Source organism: Oceanidesulfovibrio marinus (assembly GCF_013085545.1).
GTDB lineage: Bacteria > Desulfobacterota > Desulfovibrionia > Desulfovibrionales > Desulfovibrionaceae > Oceanidesulfovibrio > Oceanidesulfovibrio marinus.
The window spans coordinates 590,711-613,821 of sequence record NZ_CP039543.1; the positions used below are offsets into that span (position 1 = coordinate 590,711).

The 23,111-nt window shown below is 63.2% G+C and carries 19 protein-coding genes; 5 read left to right on the forward strand and 14 right to left on the reverse strand.

The features are described from left to right. Positions 1 to 92 precede the first annotated feature (92 nt). Positions 93 to 2,291 carry a methyl-accepting chemotaxis protein gene (locus E8L03_RS02705; protein WP_171266488.1) on the reverse strand — a complete coding sequence of 733 codons (2,199 nt, stop codon included), beginning with the start codon at positions 2,289 to 2,291 and terminating at the stop codon, positions 93 to 95. 367 nt (positions 2,292 to 2,658) lie between these two features. On the opposite strand from E8L03_RS02705, the gene E8L03_RS02710 reads away from it, so the two are divergent. Next, positions 2,659 to 3,468 carry a response regulator gene (locus tag E8L03_RS02710; protein WP_144305621.1) on the forward strand — a complete coding sequence of 270 codons (810 nt, stop codon included), beginning with the start codon at positions 2,659 to 2,661 and terminating at the stop codon, positions 3,466 to 3,468. 1 nt (position 3,469) lies between these two features. Here E8L03_RS02710 and E8L03_RS02715 read toward each other — a convergent pair whose 3' ends face one another. Together E8L03_RS02715 and E8L03_RS02720 are read right to left on the reverse strand one after the other, a co-directional pair. After that, positions 3,470 to 6,055, reverse strand: a complete 2,586-nt coding sequence (locus tag E8L03_RS02715) for a response regulator (protein ID WP_171266489.1) — start codon at positions 6,053 to 6,055, stop codon at positions 3,470 to 3,472. Then, positions 6,045 to 7,331, reverse strand: coding sequence for an HDOD domain-containing protein (locus E8L03_RS02720; protein WP_144305623.1), 1,287 nt, complete (start codon positions 7,329 to 7,331; stop codon positions 6,045 to 6,047). Before E8L03_RS02720 ends, E8L03_RS02715 begins: the two co-directional genes overlap by 11 nt. 355 nt (positions 7,332 to 7,686) lie before the next feature. On the opposite strand from E8L03_RS02720, the gene E8L03_RS02725 reads away from it, so the two are divergent. Next, positions 7,687 to 9,144, forward strand: a complete 1,458-nt coding sequence (locus tag E8L03_RS02725) for an outer membrane homotrimeric porin (RefSeq protein WP_171266490.1) — start codon at positions 7,687 to 7,689, stop codon at positions 9,142 to 9,144. A 33-nt stretch (positions 9,145 to 9,177) separates the two neighbouring features. Next, the gene (locus E8L03_RS02730) at positions 9,178 to 9,408 is read left to right on the forward strand and encodes a hypothetical protein (RefSeq protein ID WP_171266491.1); all 231 of its coding nucleotides are present in this window, start codon (positions 9,178 to 9,180) and stop codon (positions 9,406 to 9,408) included. Between the two features lie 169 nt (positions 9,409 to 9,577). Here the strand turns inward: E8L03_RS02730 and E8L03_RS02735 are convergent, their stop codons facing one another. From E8L03_RS02735 to E8L03_RS02755, 5 genes are all read right to left on the reverse strand, one after another. After that, entirely contained in the window at positions 9,578 to 10,945 is a 1,368-nt protein-coding gene (locus tag E8L03_RS02735; RefSeq protein ID WP_208738243.1) for a methyl-accepting chemotaxis protein, read from the reverse strand. A gap of 599 nt (positions 10,946 to 11,544) precedes the next feature. Beyond that, positions 11,545 to 11,778, reverse strand: coding sequence for an MTH895/ArsE family thioredoxin-like protein (locus tag E8L03_RS02740; RefSeq protein ID WP_144305627.1), 234 nt, complete (start codon positions 11,776 to 11,778; stop codon positions 11,545 to 11,547). Between the two features lie 14 nt (positions 11,779 to 11,792). After that, positions 11,793 to 12,116 carry a carboxymuconolactone decarboxylase family protein gene (locus E8L03_RS02745; RefSeq protein WP_144305628.1) on the reverse strand — a complete coding sequence of 108 codons (324 nt, stop codon included), beginning with the start codon at positions 12,114 to 12,116 and terminating at the stop codon, positions 11,793 to 11,795. Positions 12,117 to 12,134: 18 nt separating this feature from the next. Further along, entirely contained in the window at positions 12,135 to 13,226 is a 1,092-nt protein-coding gene (locus E8L03_RS02750; protein WP_171266492.1) for a permease, read from the reverse strand. A 55-nt stretch (positions 13,227 to 13,281) separates the two neighbouring features. Then, complete coding sequence (locus E8L03_RS02755) at positions 13,282 to 13,599, reverse strand: ArsR/SmtB family transcription factor (protein WP_144305630.1); 318 nt, start codon at positions 13,597 to 13,599, stop codon at positions 13,282 to 13,284. A 142-nt stretch (positions 13,600 to 13,741) separates the two neighbouring features. Between E8L03_RS02755 and hgcA the strand changes: the two genes are divergently transcribed. Both hgcA and hgcB read left to right on the forward strand, forming a co-directional pair. Beyond that, on the forward strand, positions 13,742 to 14,923 hold the full coding sequence (gene hgcA / locus E8L03_RS02760) for a mercury methylation corrinoid protein HgcA (RefSeq protein WP_252989034.1): 1,182 nt from the start codon (positions 13,742 to 13,744) through the stop codon (positions 14,921 to 14,923). Beyond that, complete coding sequence (hgcB, locus tag E8L03_RS02765) at positions 14,923 to 15,207, forward strand: mercury methylation ferredoxin HgcB (RefSeq protein WP_171266493.1); 285 nt, start codon at positions 14,923 to 14,925, stop codon at positions 15,205 to 15,207. Before hgcA ends, hgcB begins: the two co-directional genes overlap by 1 nt. Positions 15,208 to 15,243: 36 nt before the next feature. On the opposite strand, the gene E8L03_RS02770 is transcribed toward hgcB, so the two are convergent. The 6 genes from E8L03_RS02770 to E8L03_RS02795 are packed head-to-tail and all read right to left on the reverse strand — an operon-like array spanning position 15,244 to position 23,049. Continuing rightward, positions 15,244 to 17,949 (reverse strand): molybdopterin-dependent oxidoreductase, encoded by a 2,706-nt coding sequence (locus tag E8L03_RS02770; protein ID WP_171266494.1) that lies wholly within the window; start codon positions 17,947 to 17,949, stop codon positions 15,244 to 15,246. Continuing rightward, the gene (locus tag E8L03_RS02775) at positions 17,946 to 18,920 is read right to left on the reverse strand and encodes a radical SAM protein (RefSeq protein ID WP_171266495.1); all 975 of its coding nucleotides are present in this window, start codon (positions 18,918 to 18,920) and stop codon (positions 17,946 to 17,948) included. The genes E8L03_RS02770 and E8L03_RS02775 overlap by 4 nt, the downstream gene beginning before the upstream one ends. Before the next feature lie 46 nt (positions 18,921 to 18,966). After that, positions 18,967 to 20,106: an ABC transporter ATP-binding protein gene (locus E8L03_RS02780; protein WP_171266496.1), complete on the reverse strand. Its 1,140-nt coding sequence runs from the start codon at positions 20,104 to 20,106 to the stop codon at positions 18,967 to 18,969. Between the two features lie 11 nt (positions 20,107 to 20,117). After that, positions 20,118 to 21,218, reverse strand: a complete 1,101-nt coding sequence (locus tag E8L03_RS02785; protein WP_171266497.1) for an ABC transporter ATP-binding protein — start codon at positions 21,216 to 21,218, stop codon at positions 20,118 to 20,120. Continuing rightward, positions 21,215 to 22,075: a carbohydrate ABC transporter permease gene (locus E8L03_RS02790; protein ID WP_171266498.1), complete on the reverse strand. Its 861-nt coding sequence runs from the start codon at positions 22,073 to 22,075 to the stop codon at positions 21,215 to 21,217. The genes E8L03_RS02785 and E8L03_RS02790 overlap by 4 nt, the downstream gene beginning before the upstream one ends. Then, on the reverse strand, positions 22,075 to 23,049 hold the full coding sequence (locus E8L03_RS02795; protein WP_235896604.1) for a carbohydrate ABC transporter permease: 975 nt from the start codon (positions 23,047 to 23,049) through the stop codon (positions 22,075 to 22,077). The genes E8L03_RS02790 and E8L03_RS02795 overlap by 1 nt, the downstream gene beginning before the upstream one ends. Between the last annotated feature and the right edge of the window lie 62 nt (positions 23,050 to 23,111).

The following is a 23,111-nucleotide window of genomic DNA, read 5'->3' on the forward strand; positions in this document are numbered from 1 at the left end:
TTGTCTATACGTAACGGTCTTGGCTTTTTTTTGCACCCCTGCCGCCGTGGTCTGCGAACAGCCTGTCGGAAGAAATCCTTTTCAGCAAGCTGTTACCCTTGACGCAGCTCGTCAATGAGCCTGGCCAGACGCGAGGCAAGATCGGCCAGGCCGGCAACGGCCTGCTCCGCCTCGTACATGCCCTGGGTGTTTTCCGCGGAGATGCTGTTGACCTCTTCTATGGCGCGATTGATCTCCTCGCTGGCGGCGGATTGTTGCTCCGAAGCCGTGGCGATGGATCGCACCTGGTCGGAGGTGGTCTCCACGATACGCACGATCTCCTGCAGTGCGGCTCCGGCCTGCTCGGCGTACTCGGTGGAGAGCTGCACAGCGCCGGAGGCTTCGTCCATAGACTCGACAGTTCCGCGGGTCTCCTGCTGAATCGCATCGATGGCCCGGCCCACCTCGCTGGTGGCGGACATGGTCTTTTCCGCCAGCTTGCGCACCTCGTCGGCTACCACGGCGAAGCCGCGGCCCGCCTCTCCGGCGCGCGCCGCCTCGATGGCCGCGTTCAGGGCCAGCAGGTTGGTCTGGTCAGCGATGTCGGTGATGACGGTCATGATGGCGCCGATATCTTCGGCCCTGCGGCCCAGCGAATCGAGGCTGCTCTTCATCTGCGATGTCCGGGTGGAGACGTCGTTGATGGAGGTGACCACGTCCGTCACCACACTGCTGCCGCCCATGGCCTTGCTCCGCGCGGAATCGGCGCTTTCGGCCGCCTCCGAGGCGTTGCGGGCGACCTCCAGGACAGTGGCGTTCATCTCCTCCATGGCCGTGGCCGTTTCGGAGGCGCGCTCGCTCTGCCTGGCGGAGCCATGGCTGGTCTGCTCGATCTGCGCGGTAAGCTGCTCCGAGGAGGAGGTCAGGCTCCCGACCATGGCGTCCAGACGATCGGCCGCCTCCAGCATGCCCTGTTGTTTGGCCTTCTCGGCCTCCTTCTGGGCCTCCTGGGCCTGCTCCATGGCTGCTTGCGCCCGTTGGGATTGCTCCTCGGCCTCCTGCGTCTGCGCATCGGCCATGCGGATCTTATCCCTGAGCTCGTCCACCATGCGGCGCAGGGCGTCGGCAAGGCGGCCCGTCTCGTCCTTGCCGCGCACGGCGAGGTCACGGTCCAGATCGCCCGCGGCCACGCCGTCGGCGAACTCCACGGTCTTGCCCAGGGGCACCACGATGGACCGGATGATGAAGATCATGACCACGATGATGGCAAGGACGACAATACCGTAGATCATCACGCCAAGGCTGTTGGATCGGGATATCCTGTCCTCCAGGGATTGGCTGGAGTCCACGAGCTTCAGGTTCTCGGCGTCGAGAATGGTGTCGAGCGCTTCCCGGGCCGCATTGGTGTGGTCATGGACTTTGTCCACCGTCGCGTCGAAAGCGGCCAGTATTTCCAGGCGGTCCTTGTATGCCTTTTGAATCATGTCGGGCAGCTCGGTGGTGAGGACTTTCAGAAAGGCCGGTATGGACTCTTGCAGAGTGGCGATGGAATCCTTGGCCTCCTCGGACCTGGCGTAGCCGGCAAGGGTGTCCAGGCTCGTCGTCAGGAACTCTCCGTAGTGCCGTATCTCTGCGAGCTGTGCCTGGTTGTCTTTGCCGGTGTTCCGGTCGTTGAGTATCTGCATGCCGACGAGCGCTGTCTTGACGTTGGCCAGATTGACCGCGCGGGTTTCAGTGACAGCCGTGTCGTAGCGCTCCCAAATGCCGGCAAGGGCGGAAGAGTCGCGTTGCTCGGTGAAGGTGTCCTCCAGAATGTCGAGGAATGCGCTGATCCGCATATTCTGGCCGTCCAATCTGTTGTCGAGCGCCTGGAGCTGCTCTTCCCGCCGGTGGAGGACGCCAGCGCTTTTGTTGATGAACTGCACGAGGTCCACAGAGACCATCTCGATGAGCTTGTTCTGCTCGGCATCGAGAGCCTGGATATTCTGCTGCAACTGCTTGTCCTTCTCCAGCTTGCGCAACTTGGCCAGGTCGTCGCGCAGCTCGGCGGCGGTGCTCTGGATAACGGCGATGCGTTCGTCACTCATGCCGTTGTCCCTGTCCACAATGGCGTCCATGGCGATGAGGTTGAGGTGGATCAAATTCTCGCGCATGTGCTGTGCGAGGTTGCTTTTTTCAAGGCTGAGCGCGTTCGCCTTCATGGTCCCGGATACGGACCGGCCATTGATGAAGTTGATGCCTGCCAGAATCGAGAGGGCAAGGACGACGCCAATCCCGAGCAGGATGAGGCGGACGCGGATACTCATAGACATATCTGACTCCGAGAGATGTTGACTGCAAAGAGGTTCATCAGCTTTCCTGCCCCGTGGAAAGCTTGGTAAACTCAGCGCATGCTGCTTGAATTATGAGTATACGCAGTCCTACGCTGATGACGATACAACTTCTTATCTTCTAGGGCAATAAGTACGTAATTATCCATGTTGCATGCATGAAGCTTACAAGAATAAACAGAGTGCAATACAGGTGGCGGTGTTCTCCCCGGTTTGCCGGGGCAATTCCCGGCGGTTTATTGGCCAATTGACCATCTTTCTTTTCAGGGCGGTCTCTGCTAGGTTCATTCAGCCGTGCAAAGGGTGCCCGCATTGGGTTATAGTCTTTAATTAAAATAAGCGATTACGAGTGCCTGGTAAGCAAGTCCTGCTCATCGTGGAGGATGACCGCAAAGTCTCTGCCCTCTACGGCAAGTTCCTTTCCGAGGAGCTCTTCGACATCACGTTCGCCAACCAGGGCCGGCGCGCCCTGGATGCGTACGATATTCTCAGACCCGACATCATCATTCTGGATCTCAACCTCCCGGACATGTCCGGTCTGGACGTGCTGCGGAGCATCCGCACCGAGCGCGGCGACACCTCCACCTGCGTCATTATCGCCTCGGCCAGCAGCAAGGAGGCCGTCTGCGAGCAGTGCAACGAGCTGGGCATCCAGGGCTACCTCACCAAGCCGTTCGACCTGACCAGCCTCAATGAGGCGATCATCGAGGCCCATGCCGGAGACGCCTCCAGCGAAGCCGGTCCGGAAATCCTCGGCGTGCTCATCGTGGAGGACGACCCGAAGATTGCGGCGCTGTACCATCGCTTTCTCGATCCAGAAGCGTTTCGCGTGCACATCGCCGGCAGCGGCACCGAGGCCCTGGCGTACATGGCGGACCACCGGCCGCAGATCATCATTCTGGACCTCGAGCTGCCCGGCATGAGCGGCATCGATCTGCTCAAGGAGCTGCGGGACAATCGCGTCGATATGGCGACCACCATCGTTATCGCATCCAGTCATAGCAAAGAGGAAATCGTGAAGGAGTGCCTGCGCTACAACGTGCAGGGATTCCTGGTGAAGCCGTTCAACGTGAAGCAGCTTACCCTGCGGGTGCTGCGCTTCCGGAACAGGCACATGGAAGATCTGAAAGACATTGGCTGGGATCCCGAGCTCACATGACTCACGCTGGTCCGCCGTCCTTTTCCTGAACTATCCGCGCATTGCGCACATAGTTGTCCAGCTCTGCCACCAGAGCAGCCGTCGCGTCCCTGTCTCCTGATTCGGCGGCCTTTTGTATGTCCGCGCCCAGCTCGGCCACGTGGTCGAAGCCGTAGGACGGCGCGCTGCCTTTCTGGCTGTGGCCCAGGCGACGCACGGCGTCCAGATCGTCCGAGGCCAGCGCCTCGTGCATGGCGGCGATGTCCGCGTGGAGCGATTCGAGATACATGGGGATGAGGTCGGCGACCTCGTCCGGTACCACCACATCGCAGGCGGAGTCGCCGGCGCCGGCTCCATCCGGTGCAATGCTGGCGATGGCCGCCAGCAGCTCGGCCCTGCGCACCGGCTTGGGCACGAACTCGTCGCATCCGGCCTCCAGGCAGCGTGTCCGCTCGCTGGCCAGGGCATGGGCGGTGAGTGCGATGATTGGCACGGCCCGGCGGCCGGTCTGGCGTTCCTCCTCCCGGATGGCCCTGGTGGCGGACAGCCCGTCCAGCACGGGCATCTGCATGTCCATGAGCACGGCGTCGTACTCGCGTTCGCGCACCATTTCCATGGCGCCTTCGCCGTCGGCCACCACGTCCAGGGTCACGGGCTGATCCTTCAGAAAAAGCTCCACAATGCGCTGGTTGGGAACATGATCCTCGGCCAGCAGAATCCGCATGGGCGGCAGCACGACGGCCTGCGCCTTTATGGCAACGGCCTCGGACTCCTTGCGCCGGCCCAGGGCCAGCTCCACGGATTCCAGCAGTTCCCCCCGCCGGCACGGCTTGACCACATGGGCCGCGACGCCTTCCCGGACGGCCCGGTTCTTCACGCGGCCGCCGTTCAGGGCTGAGAAAAGCATGACCACGGGGAGCTGCCGCGTCATGGCTGCGGCGATGGCCTGGAGTAGGGCAAAGCCGTTGTCCGGACCCAGGTCGAAGGCCGCGAGCACGCAGTCGAAGGGATCGTTCGCCTCGCTCTCGCAGATCATGCGCACAGCTGTTTCCAGATCGTGGCATACGCGCGTCCGCGCACCGTGCAGCTCCAGGAGCAGGGCGTTATGCTTCGCTGTCTTGGGCTTGGCGTCCACCACCAGAATGCTGGTGCCGGAAAGGGCTGTGTCCGTGCGGGCGTACATGGGGGCCGAGTCCGTCAGCGCGTCCAGCCGTACGCAGAAGGAGAACGTGGAGCCGGCGCCGGGTTCGCTGCGCACCCAGATATGTCCGCCCATGAGCTCTACGAGCTTCTTGCAGATGGCGAGGCCCAGGCCGCTGCCGCCGAACTGGCGGGTGGTGGAGGTGTCGGCCTGGGAGAAGTGCTCGAAGACGAGGCTCTGCTTGTCGGCCGGTATGCCCACACCGGTGTCGGAAACGTTGAAGAGCAGGAAGGATCGGGTCGCGCTGGCAATGGCGCGAGGGGCGTCCTCGGGCAGGTCGGCCGGCTCCAGCGGTTTGACGTCCAGCGAAACTTCGCCTTGGCGGGTGAACTTGACGGCGTTGCCCACCAGGTTGAGCAGCACCTGGGAGAGCCGTTTGGGGTCGCCGCCGACCTGGGTGACGGTGCTGGGGTGCACGCGCCAGAGCAGCTCCAGGTCCTTCTCGTGGGCGCGGAAGGCCAGCACCCGGCAGACGTTCTCCATCTCGTCCAGGATGTCGAAGGGCACGTTCTCCAGCAGCACCTCGCCGGCCTCGATGCGCGCGAAGTCCAGGATGTCGTTGATGACGTCCAGAAGCATCTCGCCGGAGGAGCGCGAGGTCTGCACATAGTCCTTCTGCGTAGGGGTCAGCTCCGTGTCCCACAGCAGCTCTGCCATGCCGAGTATGGAGTTGATGGGCGTGCGGATCTCGTGGCTCATGCGCGCCAGGAACTCGGTCTTGGCCGTGTTGGCTATCTCGGCTTCCCGCGCCAGCTCCTTGGAGTGGGCCAGGGCTTTTTCCAGCTCACGGTTGGAGCGCCGGATATCCCGGGTGCGGTCGGCTACCTGGGCGGCCAGGGAGTTTTTGACCTTCTTGATGGCCTCGAAGAGCGAGACGTTTTCCAGGGCGTGGGCCGCGGAGAGCAGGATGTTGGTGAGCAGGGCGTAGGAGATGTCGTAGATCTCGCGCTCCGGCTGGTCCAGCAGACCGATGAACATGCCCCAGCCGCGGGATGCCGTGGCGATGGCGTGGAGCAGCAGGCGGCCTTTTTCGTCACGGGTGGAGACAATGACGTGCCGGTTGCGGTACAGCGCCCAGGCAAAGGTACCGTCCTCGATGAGCACCTCCAGCTCGCTCTCGAACCAGGAGCCGTCGGACTCCGGATCGCAGTAGGCCAGGTCGAAGGAGGCGTCTTCCTCGTTGGCCAGGTACACGGCCATGGACTTGAGCCGGAACAGGGAGGAGACGCGGGTGGCTGTCTCGCGGACAAGGATCTGGAAGCCGTCGGCCGCGTCCACCGGGGTCTCGAAGGTGCCCAGGGTGGTGGCCATCTCCAGGGCGTCCAGGGCTATGGACTTCTCGTCGGCCAGCCGTGCGACCTGCTCCTGGAGCTGCGTTATTATGAGGCTTCGTTCCTCATCGCCCATGGCGCGCCCTCCTGCCGATATCCGAGTTGAAGAAGGTGCGTTCGATCTCGCCGATGTGGCGGTCCGACTGGGTCAGGGCAAGCTGCAGCACGCCTGTGGTCAAACCCAGGATGTCCCACGCCTCTTCGTACAGCTCGGGCACGTAGTACGAACCGCCCATGCCGTTGTGCATGGCAACGGCGATGATGTCCGCAATGTGGATGATCGCCGGCTCCAGGAGGTTCAGCGCGCTCTCCGGCTTGTGGTGGAAGCGGACCGGTCGCTCCAGCGAGGTCGGGAAGCGCCACTTCTTGAAGACCATGCCGCCCACCTGGGCGTGGTTGTAGCCGAATACCTCCCGCTCCGCCTCGTGCAGGGGCATACTCTCCACGCGGGAAAGGAGCAGGGCGAGCCGGAACTGCTCCGGCATCTCCTTGATGAGCGTAAGCCGGCCGATGTCGTGGATGAGCCCGGCCACGAAGAAGCGTTCCTCGGTGAGCCCGACCTTTTGCGAGGCCAGGGTGCGCGCCACAATGCCGGTGGTGATGGAGTGCAGCCAGAAGGAGTGCACGTCCAGGGAGTCCGGCGGGATCATCTCGAAGTAGCTGAGCACGGAGATGCCCAGGGCCAGGTTGGTCACGTCGCGCGAGCCGATGAGGCTGATGGCCCGGCTGATGGATTCGATCTTGGCCGGGAAGCCGTAGAAGGGGCTGTTCACCAGCCGCAGGAGCTTGGTGGAGAGGCTGGGGTCCTTGGCCACCACGTCGGCCAGGTGCGAGGCCGAGCTCAACGGGTCGTTCAGCACCTCGGCGATGCGCACGTAAATGTCCGGAAAGGAGACCAGCGACACGTGGCGGGTCACGAGATCGGCCAGGGTGGGCGTCTCCATCTGCATCCGGCGCAGCCGCCGGAAATCGTCCTTTTCCAACGGGGAGAGCGGCTTGGGGGAGCGTATCTCCTCGCCGCGGTTGATGGCCTGGGCCGTACGGATGGTGCACAGCCGCTTGAGCTCGGCCACGGCCGGGTGGTCGGAGTTGGCCTTGGCAAAGATCGTATCCACCTCGTTGGCGGCCTGGCTCATGCACTCGGGACCGAGGGAGGCGATGGTCTCCGCGGCGGCGTCCTCGCGGCTGGCGCCGGCGATGTCGGCCTCGGTCACGCCCCAGCTCTTCATGATGGTAATATGCTTGTTGGTGATCGGGACCCCTTTGCCAAGCAGGAAGCGCCCCTTAGGGGTGACCAGGTCGGCATCGAGGACCATGCCTTCCTTGAGATCGCTGACGTTGATGAGGCCCATGGATATATCGTGCAGTATCGCAGTCGTTGCAGTTGAACCAGAAGTTCAAGCCCCTGTATCATGGAGCGTTGTGGCTCGTCGAATAAAGCTTTCGGCCGGAAAGAGGGAAAACTTAATGGAGCATGGACGGCCACGAGCCGGCATCCACAAGAGTATGACCATGCAAGAGTACTGTGTCTTTACATTTTTCAGACTTCTGTTGCCCGTGTATATCAGTAAATGTATTGTGCAGTCGATTGGTATGATGCATTCGGCTACTTTGGAATGAACTCTGAATATTGAGGTGTATGTGGTGAGGCGACGCGGCTCGATATGGCTTGTTCTGGGATGCTGTCTCCTACTATGCGCGCTGGCTGTGCGGCCGGCGCAAGCCCTGGAAGTAAGCCCCAAAGGCGAGTTCCTCTTCGCCTTCCGCTACCTGGAGAACGGCAACATCCAGGGCACCGGGCCCATTGACCAGTCCCGGGACGACTTCCACGCCAGGCAGCGCGTCCGCGTCCAGGTGGACTTCGCCATGAGCGAGCACCTGCGCGGCGTGTACTTCATCGAGATGGGCGAGACCCAGTGGGGACGGCTGGGGCCGGTTGCCGGCCACGGCACGGGCGGGGCCCTGGGCTCGGACGGCGTGTGCGTGGAGACAAAGCGCGCCTACATCGATTTCGATATCCCGGATACCAGACTCACGTTCCGCGTGGGCATCCAGGGGCTCGAAAACCCCTCCATCGGCGTGGGCTATGTGGTGCTGGATGCGGACGTGGCCGGCGTCTCCGCCAGATACGCCTTCAGCGACTCCCTCAGCGCCGCGGTGTTCTGGGCGCGGCTCTACGATCTCGGGGTGAACAACGTCGCGGTCAAGGACTCCACGGGCCTGGACGCCATGGACATGTTCGGCCTCATGCTGCCCATCACCGGAGACGGGTGGCGGCTGACGCCGTACGGCATGTTCATCACCTCAGGCCGCAACGTGTTCACCAGCCAGGCGCTGGCGGGCTTTCCCGGCATGCTTTCCCCGGCCTTTGCAGCCGGGCTGAGCTATCTGGGCACGCCGTTCATCGAGCAGTACGCCAACGATCAGAGCTACCTGTATACGTGGTGGGCAGGAGCCACGGCCGAGCTCACCGATCTGAGTCCGTTCAGGCTCTCCCTGGAGGCGGTGTACGGCTCCGTGGAAGCGGAAAACGCGGCGCTGACCCGCCGGGGCTTCTACGCCGGGGCGGAGCTGGACTACCAGCTCGACTCCATGACCCTTTCGCTGTTCGGCTGGTACGGCAGCGGCGAGGACGGCTCCTGGCGCAACGGCTCCGAGCAGATGCCTACGCTGAGCACCACGCGTGGCTTCGGCCCTACAAGCTTCGGCTTTGTGGGCACACGGCTGATTCCCACGCTGGGGCTCGTCAGCTCCTCTCCGGCCGGCATGTGGGGCGCAGTCTTTGCCCTGCGGGACATCACCTTTATTCCGGACCTGCACCACACGGTCCGCTTTCTCTACGCTCAGGGCACCAACGATCCGGACAGCCGGCGCATCATCGGACTGACCAGCCCCAACCTCATTCTGGGCTACAAGGGCGCGCCCATGCCCGTGCCGCCCGGTTACGTCACCCCGCCGCAGACCACGACCGTTTCAGGCATCCCGCTGACCACGCAGGACAGCATGGTCGAGATTGATTTCGATACGAGCTACCGGCTCTATGATAACCTGGAGCTCATCCTGGAGACCGGCGTCATCGGGCTGCACTACGGCACCGATGTCTGGCTCAACCAGGATATAGGCACGCCATGGAAGGCTGCGCTGGGGCTGCGGTATCTGTTCTAGACGACTTACGAAATCAAATAGGGAGGTAGGCGTATGCTTGGTTCATTACGATATCACACACGCGCACGGCGGGCCTGCTGCATCGTGCTCGCGGCAGCGCTCTGCATGCTCTTCCTGCTCGCATCGTGCTCGTACCAGGAGGAGCGGTCCGGCTCCGGCAGACGGGTCAAGAAGCAGAGCGTCATCGACAACGCGCCTGTGGACAGCCTGCTTCAGGATCAGCTCTTTGCGGCGCGTGTGTCCAGAAATCTGTACAGAGGGTAGGTTCGAACACCAGCCCTGACGCGTATGAGCCGGCCGCGGAATAGCGCTCTGGGCCATACCCACGGCCAGGTGCAACGCGTAAAAGAAGAGGCGCAGTCTTCCGGCTGCGCCTCAGTGGTCTCGATGATGGCATTGGCGTGGGGGCACGCCTCGTCCCGATGCGAATCGTCTAGTTTCTTCTGGCCGCAGCTGCCGCCAGGACGGCCTCGGGCTCGCACTCCTCCAGGTGGGACTGCGTCTTCATGTCCTTGATGATGCTCTTCAGCTCGCTGGCCATGCGCGCCAGCTCGCTCACGGCGCGGGCCGACTCGTCCATTGCGGCGGCTGTCTCCTCGGCGGAGCTCAGTATGTGGTTGGTGGCCTCGGAAACCTGGTCGCTGGCCATGGACTGCTGCGCCACGGCCTCGGCAATGCCGTGCACGCGGTCCGTGGTCTGCTCGATGATGGCGAGAATTTCCTGAATCTTCTCGCCGGCGGTCGTGGAGGACTCCACCCCGCGCATGACCGAGGCCACGGCGGATTCGGTGGAGGTCTGGCTCTTCTCCGCGCTGGTCTGAATGGCCCGGACCACCTCGCCCACCTCCTTGGTGGCCTGCATGGTCTTCTCGGCCAGCTTGCGCACCTCGTCCGCCACCACGGCAAAGCCGCGGCCTGCTTCTCCGGCGCGCGCCGCCTCGATGGCTGCGTTGAGGGCGAGGAGGTTGGTCTGGTCGGCGATGTCGTTGATCACGTTCATAACGTCGCCGATACGCACGGCGTGCTCGCTGAGCTGGGTCATGTCGTCGCGCAGGGCGCTGGCCTCGTCGCGCACCTCCAGAATCACCTTGCGGGTGCGTTCCACCTCGGCCGCACCTTCGCCGGCCTTGGTGCGGGAGTTTTCGGCCAGCTCTGTCACGGAGCGCGCGTTGTCGGCGTTTTCCATGATGGACGCGCTCATTTGCTGGGTCGCGCCGGCCACCTCGCTGGTGCGGTTGCGCTGCTCGTCTGTTGAGGCGCGTGTCTGCTCCACCTGGGCGGCGAGCTGATCTGCCTCGTTGGCCAGATTGTCCGCCACGGCCGTGGCGCGCTCCGCCGCGCGGCTGATGAGCTCGTTCTGATCGCAGATCTCCGCTTCCTTCTTGCGCAGCTCGGAGACGTCCAGATAGATGCAGATCGCACCGAGCACGGCCTTGTCCTTTTCCCGGAACAGGGGCATGGCGTCGATCTGGATGTTCAGGGTGCGGCCATCGCGGGAGGAGAAGTCCACCTCCTTGCGGATGCCTCTTTTGTCCTGCATGGCCGTGGAAAGTACGGTCTTTCTATTGCGATCTCCATAAAAGAACTCAGCAACGTTCCAGCCGTAGTAGTCTTCCGGCTTGCCGGATTGGCCAAGTATGCCGAGCAGGCCCTGGTTTGTGATGCAGAGCGTCTCTTCGGTATCTACCACCACAAACGGCGTGGTGATGCTGCCGATGATGGAGCGGGCGAAGTCGAGCTCATTCAGGATGGCCTTGGTCCCCTGGGCTACAAGCTCGCATTCCCCGCCCTTCGCATGCAATGTACTGACAGCCTTTTCAAAATGTCCTTCACTGGCAAGTTGTGCAAAATCCCCGAAAGTTTTTTTCGCGCCAAAAATCATGTTGCGCCCCCCATCAGTCAGGTTTCTTTAATAACAAGACATGAATATGCACGCGTAGCGCCTCGATGCCCGCTCCAATTGAATGCAATGCATATCTTGAAATCAATTTCAGTTAAAGCATTTATTGGGTGTATGATTTTTGTGGAATGCATATGTCTACACAGTTGTTCGATATAACCAAGCAGAATAATGACAAGGCATGATCGCCCAGGCCAGCTGCCAGGATAAATGTTGGGACGGCGATGAAAAAACGGTGTGAGACGGCCAATGGTGGGAAATCAGATCGCAAGCAGAAGGAAACGCGTTAATGCAATGCTACTGTTGAAGAGCGAAACGGTATGCAATGCAGCACCAGAAGAGGGATGTTGCTGCAATGACAATATTTCAGCAGAGGCGTACTGCAAAAAGCTTTACGCGATTAAATGTCGACTAAACGTATCGAAAAAGCTATAGGTGCGCCTAATAGAGAACACTGCGGTATGCGGCGCAACAGGGCTCTGTTTTGAAATTGCGCTGATCTATAGCCAGCCGGCAACCTCCGATTTTTTAGGCGCCCGGCCCGCCACCTTCACCACGCCGTCCACGACCACGGCCGGAGTGGTGAACACGCCCATGCTGGCGATCTTCTTGAAGTCGGTGACTTTCTCGATGCTGACGTCTGCGCCGGCCTCTGCCGCGGCCTGGGTTACAACGTCGTATGTTTCTGCACACTTGGGGCAGCCAGGCCCCAGAATTTGAATAAGCTTTGCCATGGTTTTTTATTCCTTTACTTGTTGCAACCGCAATCGATCTTGCCCGCTACGATGTCGGATACGTCGCCAAGCACGTCATGTGTCCAGCAGTCATCGGCTCCGGCGGCCTCGCGCATCACCAGGGCGATGATGTAGGCGATTTCCTGCAGGCTGGCGCCGGCGTCCAGCGCGCCCTTGAAGTGCTTGAGCACGCAGGGCTTGGACCGCGCCTTGATGGACACGGCCAGGCAGATGAACTGGTAGGTCTTTTCGTCGATGAGTCGCTTTTCGGCATAGAGCGCGTCCATGTCGTCCAGGGCCTGTGCAAACTCCGGGAACAGTTGGGCCAGAAAGCGCATTGGAAGCCTCCGAACTTGTTATATGATGGCGTTGAAGAGATAACCCACCAGCAGGATGCCCGCGCCGACCACGCCGATGAAGCAGGCGATGAGCCGCGGCTTGAGCACCTTGCGCAGGATGACCATCTCCGGGAACGAGAGCGCGATGACGCTCATCATGAACGCGAGCACCGTGCCCAGGGCCGCGCCCTTGCCCAGCAGGGCGTCCACCACAGGGATGATCCCGGCGGCGTTGGTGTACATGGGGATGCCGATAAGCACCGAGACGGGCACCGACCACCACGCGGACTTGCCCATGATGCCGGCCATGGCGCCCTCCGGCACGTAGCCGTGGATGGCCGCGCCCACGGCGATGCCGATGACAACGTAGAGCCAGACCCGGCCTACGATGTCCTTGACCGCGTCTACGCCGAACCGGATGCGATCGTTCCAGGTCATGGACTGGTCGGCGTGCACGGCCTCGCCGGCGCGTATCTCGCGGACCCAGTCCTCCACGTGGTTGTCCAGCTTCATGCGGCCCATCACCCAGCCGGCCGCGACGGCCACGCTGATGCCCGTGACAAAGTAGAGCGCAGCCACCTTCCAGCCCAACAGGCCGTAGAGCATCACCAGGGCGATCTCATTGACCATGGGGGCGCTGATGAGAAAGCTGAAGGTGACGCCCAGCGGAATGCCGGCGGTCATGAAGCCTATGAACAACGGCACGGCCGAGCAGGAGCAGAAGGGCGTGACCACGCCGAGCAGCGCGGCGAGCACATTGCCGGCGGACTCCCGCCGCCCGGCCAGGAACGAACGCGTCCACTCCACGGTGACGAAGGAGCGCAGCACTCCCACGCCGAAGACCACGAGCACCAGGAGCATGAGCACCTTGGGCGTATCATAAATGAAGAACTGGATGGCGCTGCCCAGATGGCTCTGCTCGCTGAAACCCAGCAGCGAGTACGTAAACCACTGCGAAAAAGGCAGCAGTGTTTTGTAGAGCGCGAACCACGCCCCAAGCAACACGATGCCCAGGGCGATGCGACGCCATGGCGTGTGCGGCGCGGAATCGGGGGCAGGCGCGGCGCTGCCCGTGCTGCAGGAGCACGGCGGTGTGGGTGAATCAGGCATGATGTACTCCGAGATATCGGTTGGCCTTTTCGCCAAGCGTTTGGCCAAAAAAAAATTATGACTGCCCGGCTTGCAGGACGTTGTCGACGCAGTGGAAAAAATTCAACACACACGGAACCTTGAGACGATACCACGACCATTTGCCGCGACGTTCGTCCTCCACAATGCCGGCTTCCTTGAGCAGCGCGAGATGCTTGGACACGGTGGATATGTCTGCGCCCACAGCCTCGGTCAGGCGACAGACGCACTGTTCCCCGCGGGAGAGCTCGTCCACGATGATCAGGCGCGAGGGATGCGCCAGCGCTTTCATGACACGGGCTCGCTTTTCAAAAAGCGTGAGCGGCGGCGGGGTGATCGGGTCGAGTGTTTCCATGGGTGTCCTTGCAGGGTTATGTGTTGCAAACATTTTCCAAATAGGCCAAGTATTGAGGCGAGTCAAGAGTGGTGTAGGCGGTTTACAGATTGTATTGGTATGGTTATTACTTGAACATACTGCGTTTACAGCGGAAATTATTATGTACGAGCTGCACGAATTCAAGGATCGGCAAGAGATCGTCCCGGCGTCTGCTCCGGTTGGCTGCGCCCCTGTCTCCTGCACCGTGGACGACGCGCCCTGCTGAGGCCCCAAAACCGAGTCCGGCTTCGGGCTCCACGACAGACCGGGCTATCGCATCGAGCCGTTCGTAGACGGCTTTCACGACACGGCCGCAGGCCCTGTGCCGCGGCTCAGCACCCGGCTGGAGCTCTCTGCCGTGTGCGGTGCGATCAAGGCCCGTTGCGGGCTGCGCAGCAACTATAAGATCACGCCCGGCCTGTACTGCGTGGGCTCGCCCGGTCCGGACGCACCGGTGCTGGTCACCAGCAACTACAAGCTTACTGTGGATCACCTGCGCGCCCGGCTGGGCGGCGTGGACGCCTGGGTGGTGGTCCTGGATACACACGGCGTGAACGTCTGGTGCGCTGCGGGCAAAGGGCTTTTCGGCACGGAGGAGGCTGTGGCCCGGGTGCGTGGATGCGGCCTGGACCAGGCCGCGCCCCATGCGCCGCTGATCTTCCCGCAGATGGGCGCCACCGGCGTGGTCGGCCGCGAGGTCGCCAAGCGGACCGGCCGCAAGGTCCTGTTCGGACCGCTGCGCGCCGGGGACGTCCCCCGTTATCTGGAAAACGACTTTCAGGCGGACGAGGCCATGCGCCGCGTGACCTTCACGTTGCGGGAGCGCGCCGTGCTCACGCCGGTGGAGTTTCTGCTGCTGGCCAGGCCGCTTGTCTTCGTGTTTCTGGCGCTGTTTGTGCTTTCGGGCGTTGCCCCTGGTTTATTCTCCCTACATGCGGCGTGGGCGCGAGGGCTTGCCGCCTGCGGCGCTACGGTGCTGGCGTGCCTGGCCGGTGGCGTTGCCGCACCTGTCTTGTTGCCATGGCTACCGGGCCGGGCCTTCAGCCTCAAAGGTGCGCAGACCGGCGCGATCACCGGCCTGGTCTCGGCTTTGCTCTGGGCCGGCGGATTCCTGAGCGGCGCGGCCCTCGTGCTCTGGTCCGCGGCTGTGGGCTCGTATCTGTGCATGAACTTCACCGGCTCCACGCCGTTCACCTCGCCGTCCGGTGTGGAAAAGGAGATGCGCCGCTACCTGCCGTGGCAGATCGGGGCGGCGGCGCTGGCGTGCGCGCTCTGGATAGCGGCCGCATTCCTGGAGGGATGATGAAGAATTTCAGACACTACAGCGGCGTGGCCACTCTGAAGCTGGACCGCGACGCCTGCGTGGGATGCGGGCTGTGTCCGCAGCTGTGCCCCCATGGTGTGCTGGCCATGGATGGGAAACGGGCGCGGATCGTGGACCCGGACGGTTGCATGGAGTGCGGCGCCTGCGCCAAAAACTGCCCCAGCGGCGCGCTTTCGGTCTCGCCGGGCGTTGGCTGCGCCTCGTACATCATCAACAAGTGGCTGCGCGGCTCCAAGGCTGCCCAAGCCAAGAACTGCTGCTGATTCCGCGCGGGCGCAGTACATTTCGGTCAGGGCGAGTTACTGCGCTTCGGAGCGCCGCTTTGCGCACAGCCGCAGCCAGTTGGCGGCCACGCGGCTGCAGAATGCCTGCGAGCCGGTGAGCAGCAGCGGCAGCTCCGCTTCCATGGTCTCGAAGAACGCGTCGTCGTACAGCTCCGAATACTTGTTGTAGTTGCCCATCTGCTGGCTGCGGAAGCGTTGGATCCACAATTCGATGATCTTCGAATCGATCTCGAAATGGAACTGGAAGCCGTAGGACGCCTTGCCGATGCGGAAGCATTGGTTCTTGCAGAACTCGCCCTCCACCAGAGGCACGGCATTTGCCGGGGGGATGAAGCTGTCCTCGTGGAACTCCATGAGTCTGGGTAATGGTCCGACAAGCACAGGATCGGCCTTGCCCGCCTCGGTCAGGCTGAGCTCCGTGAAGCCGTACTCCAGGCCGCCGCAACTGAAGGGCTCGCCCCCCCAGGCGCGGGAAAGGAGCTGGCAGCCCAGGCAGATGCCGGCCACGGGTTTGCCGTGCGCATCGAAGGCGCGCATCAGGCGCATCAGCGGCGTAAAGTAGGCGTAGTTCTCGTCGTCAAACGCGTTTTGCGCTCCACCCAGTACCACCAGGCCGTCGAAGTCTTCCGGCGTTTCGGGCAAGGGATCGCCGGCAAAGGGCATGCAAATGTCCAGAACTGCTCCCAGGCGCGTCAGCTCTTTGCCCAGGAACGCCGGGACGGTGCGCTCCTGGTTCTGGACCACAAGGATGCGCAGGCCCAGGAACTCGTCCTCCGGGCAGCGCTCCACGGATACGGTAGTTTCGTAGTACGGCGTGCCCATGCCCACGGTGCTGGCCAGATCCTTGGTCAGGAGGTTCAGGCCGTGCCCGGCCTTGAGCCAGCCGCCGCGGTCCGCTGCGGCCACGTCCCGGCGCATGCCCTCCACGGTCTGCAGTGTGGCGCGCACTTGGCCCTGCTTGCTGCTGACCAGGACCACGGAGCCGTTCTCCAGGCCGCGCCGCGCCGCCTCGTCCGGGTGCAGCCGAATCACGGGCAGGGGCTCGTGGTCGGCAATGGTCCGTTCGGAGCAGATGTAGCCGTGGGGCGCACAGGTGATGAGTTTGTACGGGAACATGTCGTCTGCGCCGTTCACCTCGGCAGGGTCGAACTCGGTCATGAACTGGAACTTGCCGGACGGCGTGGGGAATGTCTTGTCCTCGTATGGGGCCATGGGCGCGTCCAGGCGGAAGGCGCCGGTCCGGAGCTGCTCCGGCGTGCAGCCCTGCTTCCAGATGGGGGCGCAGACGTCCTTGATCCAGGCCTTTGCCTCGCGGCGGAAGCGGTCGGCAAAGTCAAGGCGCTCGGCAAGACCCTGGAACATGTCGAACTCGGAGCGGCACTCGCCCACGGGCGGGATGGCGCGGTTCACCGGACCCACCCAGTTGTGGCCATAAGTGGCCATCACGTCTTCCTCTTCCAGGAACGTGGTGGCCGGCAGGAACACGTCGGCGTAGTCGGAGGTGTCGTCCATGAAGTGGCCGGAGTAGACCACGAACTCTGCCTTGCGGAAGCCTTCGGCCACCTTGTCCGAGTTGGGGGCCATGCACACCGGATTGGAGGCCGTCACGTAGATCATGCGGATGGGCGGATCGTCCGTGCCGAGCAGCTCGTCGCCGATGACGGGCATGAGCAGGGTGCGCCGCGGCGGGTTGAGCTCGTCGCCCCAGTAGCTTTGGTCGTAGGGTCCGTACTCCTCGAAGCCCTGGCTCACGCCGCCGCCGGGAACGCCGATGATGCCGGCGATGGCGCCCAGGGCGTCTATGGCGCGGATGGAGAGATGGGCCGACTTGTGGCGGTGCAGGCCCCAGCCCAGCAGGATGGAGGTGGGGCGCTGGCTCATGAAGACGTCGGCCAGGGAGACGACCTGGTCCATGGGCACGTCGGCCAGGGCGCAGAGTTCCATCACGGAGTAGCGGGTCAGGATCTCCGCGTACTTGTCAAAGCCCACGGCGTGCTTTTCAACGAACTCGGCGTCCTGCGCGCCCAGGGCCAGGATGAGCTTGGCCGTGGCCATGGCCAGGTAGACGTCGCGGCCGGGCTTGGGCGTGATGTGCAGATCGGCCAGGGCCGCGCTGCGGGTTTTGACCGGATCGATCAGCACGATGCGGCCGCCGCGCTTCTTGATGTCGCGGATGACTGGCACCAGGCTGATGTTGGTGGAGACCGGGTTGCGCGCCCACAGCACCATGGAGGCGCTGTTGTAGTGGTCCAGGGGATCGTGGCTGATGCGTTCGCCGAAGTCGAGGTTCTGGGATGCCTGTCCCGTGCCGCCGCACAAAGAGCCGCGCAGGGTGGTGACACCGCCGAAGAGGTTGAAGAAGTAGCGGTTCAGCAGCTTCAGCGCGGTGCGCTCGCCGTACCCCTGGTAGTAGAGTATCGCCTCCGGGCCGGACTCGTCGCGGATGGTCTTCATCCTCTCCGCAATCAGGTCGAAGGCCTCGTCCCACGTAGCCCGCCGCCACTCCCCGTTCTTGCGGATCATGGGATGGGTCACGCGCTCCTTGCTGTACACGCGGTTGATGTAGCGAGCGGCTTTCACGCAGGTCGTGCCCAGGGTGTACGGGTGGTTTGGATCCCCTTTCAGCGAGACGAGGCGGCCGTTCTCCACGGTGGCGAGGAGGCCGCACGTGTTGGGGCAATCCCTGGTGCACGTCGTGACTACAGTCTTGGTGTTGCTCATGAGATATCGGCTCCGATGGCGGTGGCAGCGCCGTCGCACAAAGGGGTTTCGCGAGAAGTAAGAGCCATGCAGCCACCCTGGCAGCGCCGCATGAACTCGGCGCAGTCGGCGCATTCACTCTGGGCGTTTGCGTACCGTATGGGCCGCGCCAGCTCTGCAAGACGGGTGCGCAGAGCGCTAACGCCGGCCAGCCGGGTGATGTCCGGCACGGCCAGGTGGCGCATGGGCAGACAGTAGGAGGCGGACAGGTCCGGATGCACATCCATGGACGGGTGGCAGACGCCGCCGAACTTCATGGACACACGTTCCAGGTAGCGGCGGTCTTCGTCCTTCAGATCGCAGAGGCGCACGCTGCAATCCAGGCCGGTGCGCACGCCGCGCTCTTCGCAGGCACGCACGAAACCCACGGCGTGGGCCAGGATGCGTCGGCCTTCGTCCAGGGTGAAGTGGTCGTTCAAGCCGCCGGGCGCGGGTCGGGAGATGTCGTAGCGCACATTCTGCACGTCGTAGCGGTCGATGCCTTCGAGCAGGTAGCCATAGTCCGAGTACGTGCCGGAGAAGTTCTTGGAGAACGTAATCCGCGCGCCGAGCTTGTGCAGCCTGTCGAGATTGGCGTGCAGCAGCCTGGACTGCGCCTTTGTGTACAGGGCCGGGTCGTTGTAGTTGACCACGAAGTTGGACACCAGGGCGGCCAGGTCGTCGGTAACCGTCTCGCGGAACAGCCCGTTGGTGAACAGGATGGCCGCGATGCCGGAGTCCACCGCGTCTTCGATCATCTCCAGGAGGTGTGGATGCAGCGTGGGCTCGCCGCCGATGAAGGCCACAGCCGGGGGCGGCTCGTGGGACATCCAGCGCAGCAGCCGGCCATACGCCTCCGGGCTCATGTCCTGCGGAAACTCAGCCTTCATGTCCGCAGCAAAGCAGTACGGGCAGGCGAGGTTGCAGCGGTAGGTGACGAAGATGTTCAGCATGCCGGAAAGATTGATGCGAGACGCATGGTAAGAGGGCAATTTGCTATTAATTCACAAGATCGTCCGCGCCGATGCGCAGGCCGGTTTCCTTGTCAAAGGCCAGCATCAGGTGCGGGTTGAGTGGCTCCACGCCCACCTCCTGACCCATGGACACGCTCTGCGCCGCGGCGCTGTCCACCAGCATGCGCAGCTCGGCCGCGTCGTTGCGCACGGTAAGCACGGACTTGAGACCCAACGGCTCGAAATCAATGACAGCGCCGGTTATACCGGCTTTGTCCAGAGGTGCAAGGGCCAGGTTCTCCGGCCGGATGCCCAGCTCGAACTCGTAGGGCGCGTTGCCCAGAAGGCGGAGAAAATGTGCGGGCAGGGGCAATCTGGCTCCAGCCGCGGCCAGAAGCGAAGATGAGCCCTCGGCCATGGCGGAGGCCGGCATCAGGTTGATCTGCGGCGCTCCCACAAAGCTTGCAGCCTCGCGGTCCACGGGCAGGTCGTACAGCTCCTGGGGCGGAGCCACCTGCACCACGCGGCCCTTGCGCAGCAGCACCACGCTGTCGGCGATTGCCAGGGCCTCGTTGTAGTCCGGCGTGGCCATGAGGAAGGTATAGCCGAGATCGCGCTGCAACCGCCGCAGCTCGGCGCGCAGCTCGATGCGCAGCTTGGCATCCAGGCTGGAGAGGGGCTCGTCCAGCAGGAAGATGATGGGGGTGCGGATGAGCGCCCGGCCCAGGGCGATGCGCTGGCGTTCGCCGCCGCTCATGGTCTTGGGCAGTCGTCCCAGCACGTGGGCCACCTGCAGGGTGGCGGCCAGCTTTTCGACACGCTCCTTGATAACGTCCGGGCTCTCGCCGCGGATGCGCAGGGGGCTGGCGATGTTCTGGAAGCCTGTCTTGTTGGGGTAGAGGGCCAGGTTGTCGAAAATCATGGAGACGTTGCGGTCCTTGGGTTCCCAGGAGCCCACGTCGTGCCCGGCCAGGATAACCCGGCCCTTTTCCGGCGACTCCAGCCCGGCGATGGTGCGCAGGGTGGTGGTCTTGCCGGCGCCTGCCGCGCCCAGGATGACCGTGAACGATCCGGGCGGCACGCTGAGGCTCACGTCATCCAGAGCCACGGCGCTGCGGCCGAAGCGCTTGGTCACGTGTTGGAGGTCCAGGGCCGTTGTCGCGTCTATGGCGGCGGTTTCTGACATGTCGGTCCTTCTTATAGATTCACTTCGATTCTGCGGTTGTAGTCGCCGTCAAAGAATGTCAGCTCGCCGGGCTCCACGCGCAGGCCGGTTGTTTCACCTTCCAGGAAGCGTCCACCCGAAGGCGTGACGACCTTGAGCTCTTCCATGCCCACCTCCACAGTGAGCACCACCTCCGGGCCTCGCGGCTCCACCAGGCTTACGCGGCCGGTCATCTGGCCCTCGTTCTCCGGAACCAGGCGCAGGGTGTCCGGCCGGATGCCCAGAGTGTACCAGCCCTTGGGCACGTCGCCGCGAGGGGCCGAGTCCTTGACCGGTAAGGAGAACTGCGTCTTCTCGAAGCGCACGCCAGAGGGGTCGGCCTCGAACTTGCCGCGCACCAGGTTCATGGGCGGCGAGCCTAGGAAGCCTGCCACGAAGATGTGGTCCGGCTTCTGGCAGATCACGGCGGAGTCCTCCACCTGCAGGATCTTGCCCGCGTTCATCACGGCGATGCGGTCGGCCAGGGACAGGGCTTCTATCTGGTCATGGGTCACGTAGATGATGGTCAGGCCGATCTCGCTCTGCAAGCGCCGAAGCTCCCGCCGCATGGAGAGCCGGGCCGCGTACTCCAGGTTGGAGAGGGGCTCGTCCAGCAGCAGGATGGCCGGCTTGGTCACCAGGGTGCGGCCGATGGCCACGCGCTGCAGCTCGGAGCCGCCAAGGTCGCGGATGCGGGCGTCCAGCTGCTCGCGCATGTCCAGAAGCTCGGCCACTTCCTCGACCGCGCGTTTGATCTCGCTCTTGGGCGTGCCGCGCACCTCCAGGCCAAAGGCCAGGTTCTTGCGCACGGACATGGTGGTGAACACGGCGTAGTCCTGGAACACGAGTCCCACGTTGCGCTTGCCGGCCGGCATCCGGACCACGGACTGGCCGTCGATGAGGATGTCGCCGGAGGTGGGCTCTTCCAGGCCCACGACCATGTTCAGAGTGGTGGACTTGCCGCAGCCGGACGGACCGAGCAGGGCCAGGGTTTCTCCGGCCTGGATTTCCAGGTCGATCTTGTCCACGGCCACCACGGCGCCGTCCTCGTACTCCTTGACGAGGTTGATGAGTTCCAGCTTGGGGTGCCTCATTGCTTGATCGCTCCGAAAGTCATGCCCCGGGCAAGGTGGCCCTGGATGAGATAGCCGACGTAGATGAGCGGCGCCATGGCCAGCACGGCAAGGGCCGCCTGCACGCCGTACAGGGTGCCGGCCGTGGCCGTGACGTACTTGGCCAGCTGCACCGGGATGGTGGAAATGTTGGAGTATGAGAGCACCAGGGCGAACATGAACTCCGACCAGTTGAGAATGAAGATGAACATGGTGGTGGCGAAAAGCCCGCCCTTGATCAGCGGTATCGTTACCGTGAAGTGGGCCATGAGCCGGGAGCGGCCGTCGATCATGGCCGCTTCCTCCACCTCTCTGGGCAGATCGTCCACAAAGCTCTTGAGCATCCAGGTGGAGAACGGCAGCGTGACTGCCACGTAGATGCCGATAAGGCCCGTATAGCTGTCGATGAGCCCGATGTTGGAGAAGATGATGACGAAGGGCACGGCGATGGCCGCCGGCGGGAACATTCGTCCCGAGAGAATGATCAACGGCGTGGCCTTGCTGCTGCCGCTGTAGCGGGAGATGCCGATGGCCGAGAACAGGCCGATGGCCACCGAGAGCAGCGTGGCGGTGATGGAGGCGGTGAGCGAGCCGAAGACGGCCTTGGTGGCGGACTGGCTCACGCCGCCCACGCCGTACTCGCGGATGGCGTCCGGGTCGAACAGGGTCTTGAAGTTGATGAACGTGGGCTCGGACGGCACCCAGATGGCCGGGGAGGCGTTCCAGTCCGTGGGCGGCTTGATGGCCGTCATGGTGATCCAGAACACCGGGAAGAGCACGATGATCAGGGCCGCGAACATGACCAGCTTGAGCGGCAGGGAAAGCGGTTTCGGTTCCATCAGTGCGAGCCCTCCAGGAGTTCGTCGCGCACCGGCGTGAGCAACAGATGCACGAGCAGCAGGGAGCCGACCAGCACGATGAACGCGGCGGCAGCGCCGTAGGCCAGCTGGAAGTCGCTGAACGCGAGCTTGTAGATGTACAGGCTGATGGTCTCTGTGGACGAGCCGGGCCCGCCGCGGGTGAGCATGAAGACCTCGTCGAAGAGCTTGATGATCTCCATGGAGCGGATGACGAAGGCCACGATGATGACCGGCTTGAGCATGGGCAGGATGACGCGCCAGAACACCTGCCTGGGGTTGGCCCCCAGAATGACCGCGGCGCGCACCGGGTTCTCCGGAACGGCGTTGAGCCCGGAGAGAAGAATGAGGAAGAAGAGCGGGGTCCAGTGCCAGACCTCGGTGATGATCACCGCGAGCACGGCCAGGTGCGAGCTCTTGAACCACTCCAGCATGGCCTCCGCGCCGAACAGGTAGGTCACGATCTGGTTGATGGGGCCGTTGGACTGGAAGAGCATCCAGAAGGTGTAGCCCACCACCACGGGCAGGATCATCATGGGCGTGAGAAAGGCCGAGAAGAGCACGGACTTGCCCCGGAACTTGCGCATGAACAGCACGGCCAGACCCAACCCGAAGGTGAACTCCAGGGAGAGGCAGGCGATGGAGATGAGCAGGGTTCTGATGACGGCGTAGATGAAACGCGTGTCATATATGAGCAGTTCTTCATAGTTGAACAGGCCCGTGAACCCGGCGTCAAAGAGTGAGCCGCGGGTGGGCGACCAGTCCGTGAAGCTCATGTAGAAGGCGACCAGCAACGGCACCACGAGCACGAGCACGGAAACGATCTGTCCGGGCATGGTCAGCACGCGGGCGATGCCCTTCCTGGTCAGGCCGCGCCTGGCCGGCGGTGTGATGGTCAGCGCGCCAGGTGCGGGGGGCGAGACTTCCCGGTGTTCTATGGCGGCGGTGTTGTGCAAAACAGTACCTCGTGGTGTTCGGCGTCACGCTGCGGCATTCCGGGCGGCAGCGGTTTTACGAT

Coding starts and splice junctions, on each gene's coding strand:
- E8L03_RS02705 (WP_171266488.1), bottom strand. CDS start 2,291: ATGTCTATGAGTATCCGCGTCCGCCTCATCCTGCTCGGGATTGGCGTC.
- E8L03_RS02715 (WP_171266489.1), bottom strand. CDS start 6,055: ATGGGCGATGAGGAACGAAGCCTCATAATAACGCAGCTCCAGGAGCAG.
- E8L03_RS02720 (WP_144305623.1), bottom strand. CDS start 7,331: ATGGGCCTCATCAACGTCAGCGATCTCAAGGAAGGCATGGTCCTCGAT.
- E8L03_RS02730 (WP_171266491.1), top strand. CDS start 9,178: ATGCTTGGTTCATTACGATATCACACACGCGCACGGCGGGCCTGCTGC.
- E8L03_RS02740 (WP_144305627.1), bottom strand. CDS start 11,778: ATGGCAAAGCTTATTCAAATTCTGGGGCCTGGCTGCCCCAAGTGTGCA.
- E8L03_RS02745 (WP_144305628.1), bottom strand. CDS start 12,116: ATGCGCTTTCTGGCCCAACTGTTCCCGGAGTTTGCACAGGCCCTGGAC.
- E8L03_RS02750 (WP_171266492.1), bottom strand. CDS start 13,226: ATGCCTGATTCACCCACACCGCCGTGCTCCTGCAGCACGGGCAGCGCC.
- E8L03_RS02755 (WP_144305630.1), bottom strand. CDS start 13,599: ATGGAAACACTCGACCCGATCACCCCGCCGCCGCTCACGCTTTTTGAA.
- hgcB (WP_171266493.1), top strand. CDS start 14,923: ATGAAGAATTTCAGACACTACAGCGGCGTGGCCACTCTGAAGCTGGAC.
- E8L03_RS02770 (WP_171266494.1), bottom strand. CDS start 17,949: ATGAGCAACACCAAGACTGTAGTCACGACGTGCACCAGGGATTGCCCC.
- E8L03_RS02775 (WP_171266495.1), bottom strand. CDS start 18,920: ATGCTGAACATCTTCGTCACCTACCGCTGCAACCTCGCCTGCCCGTAC.
- E8L03_RS02780 (WP_171266496.1), bottom strand. CDS start 20,106: ATGTCAGAAACCGCCGCCATAGACGCGACAACGGCCCTGGACCTCCAA.
- E8L03_RS02785 (WP_171266497.1), bottom strand. CDS start 21,218: ATGAGGCACCCCAAGCTGGAACTCATCAACCTCGTCAAGGAGTACGAG.
- E8L03_RS02790 (WP_171266498.1), bottom strand. CDS start 22,075: ATGGAACCGAAACCGCTTTCCCTGCCGCTCAAGCTGGTCATGTTCGCG.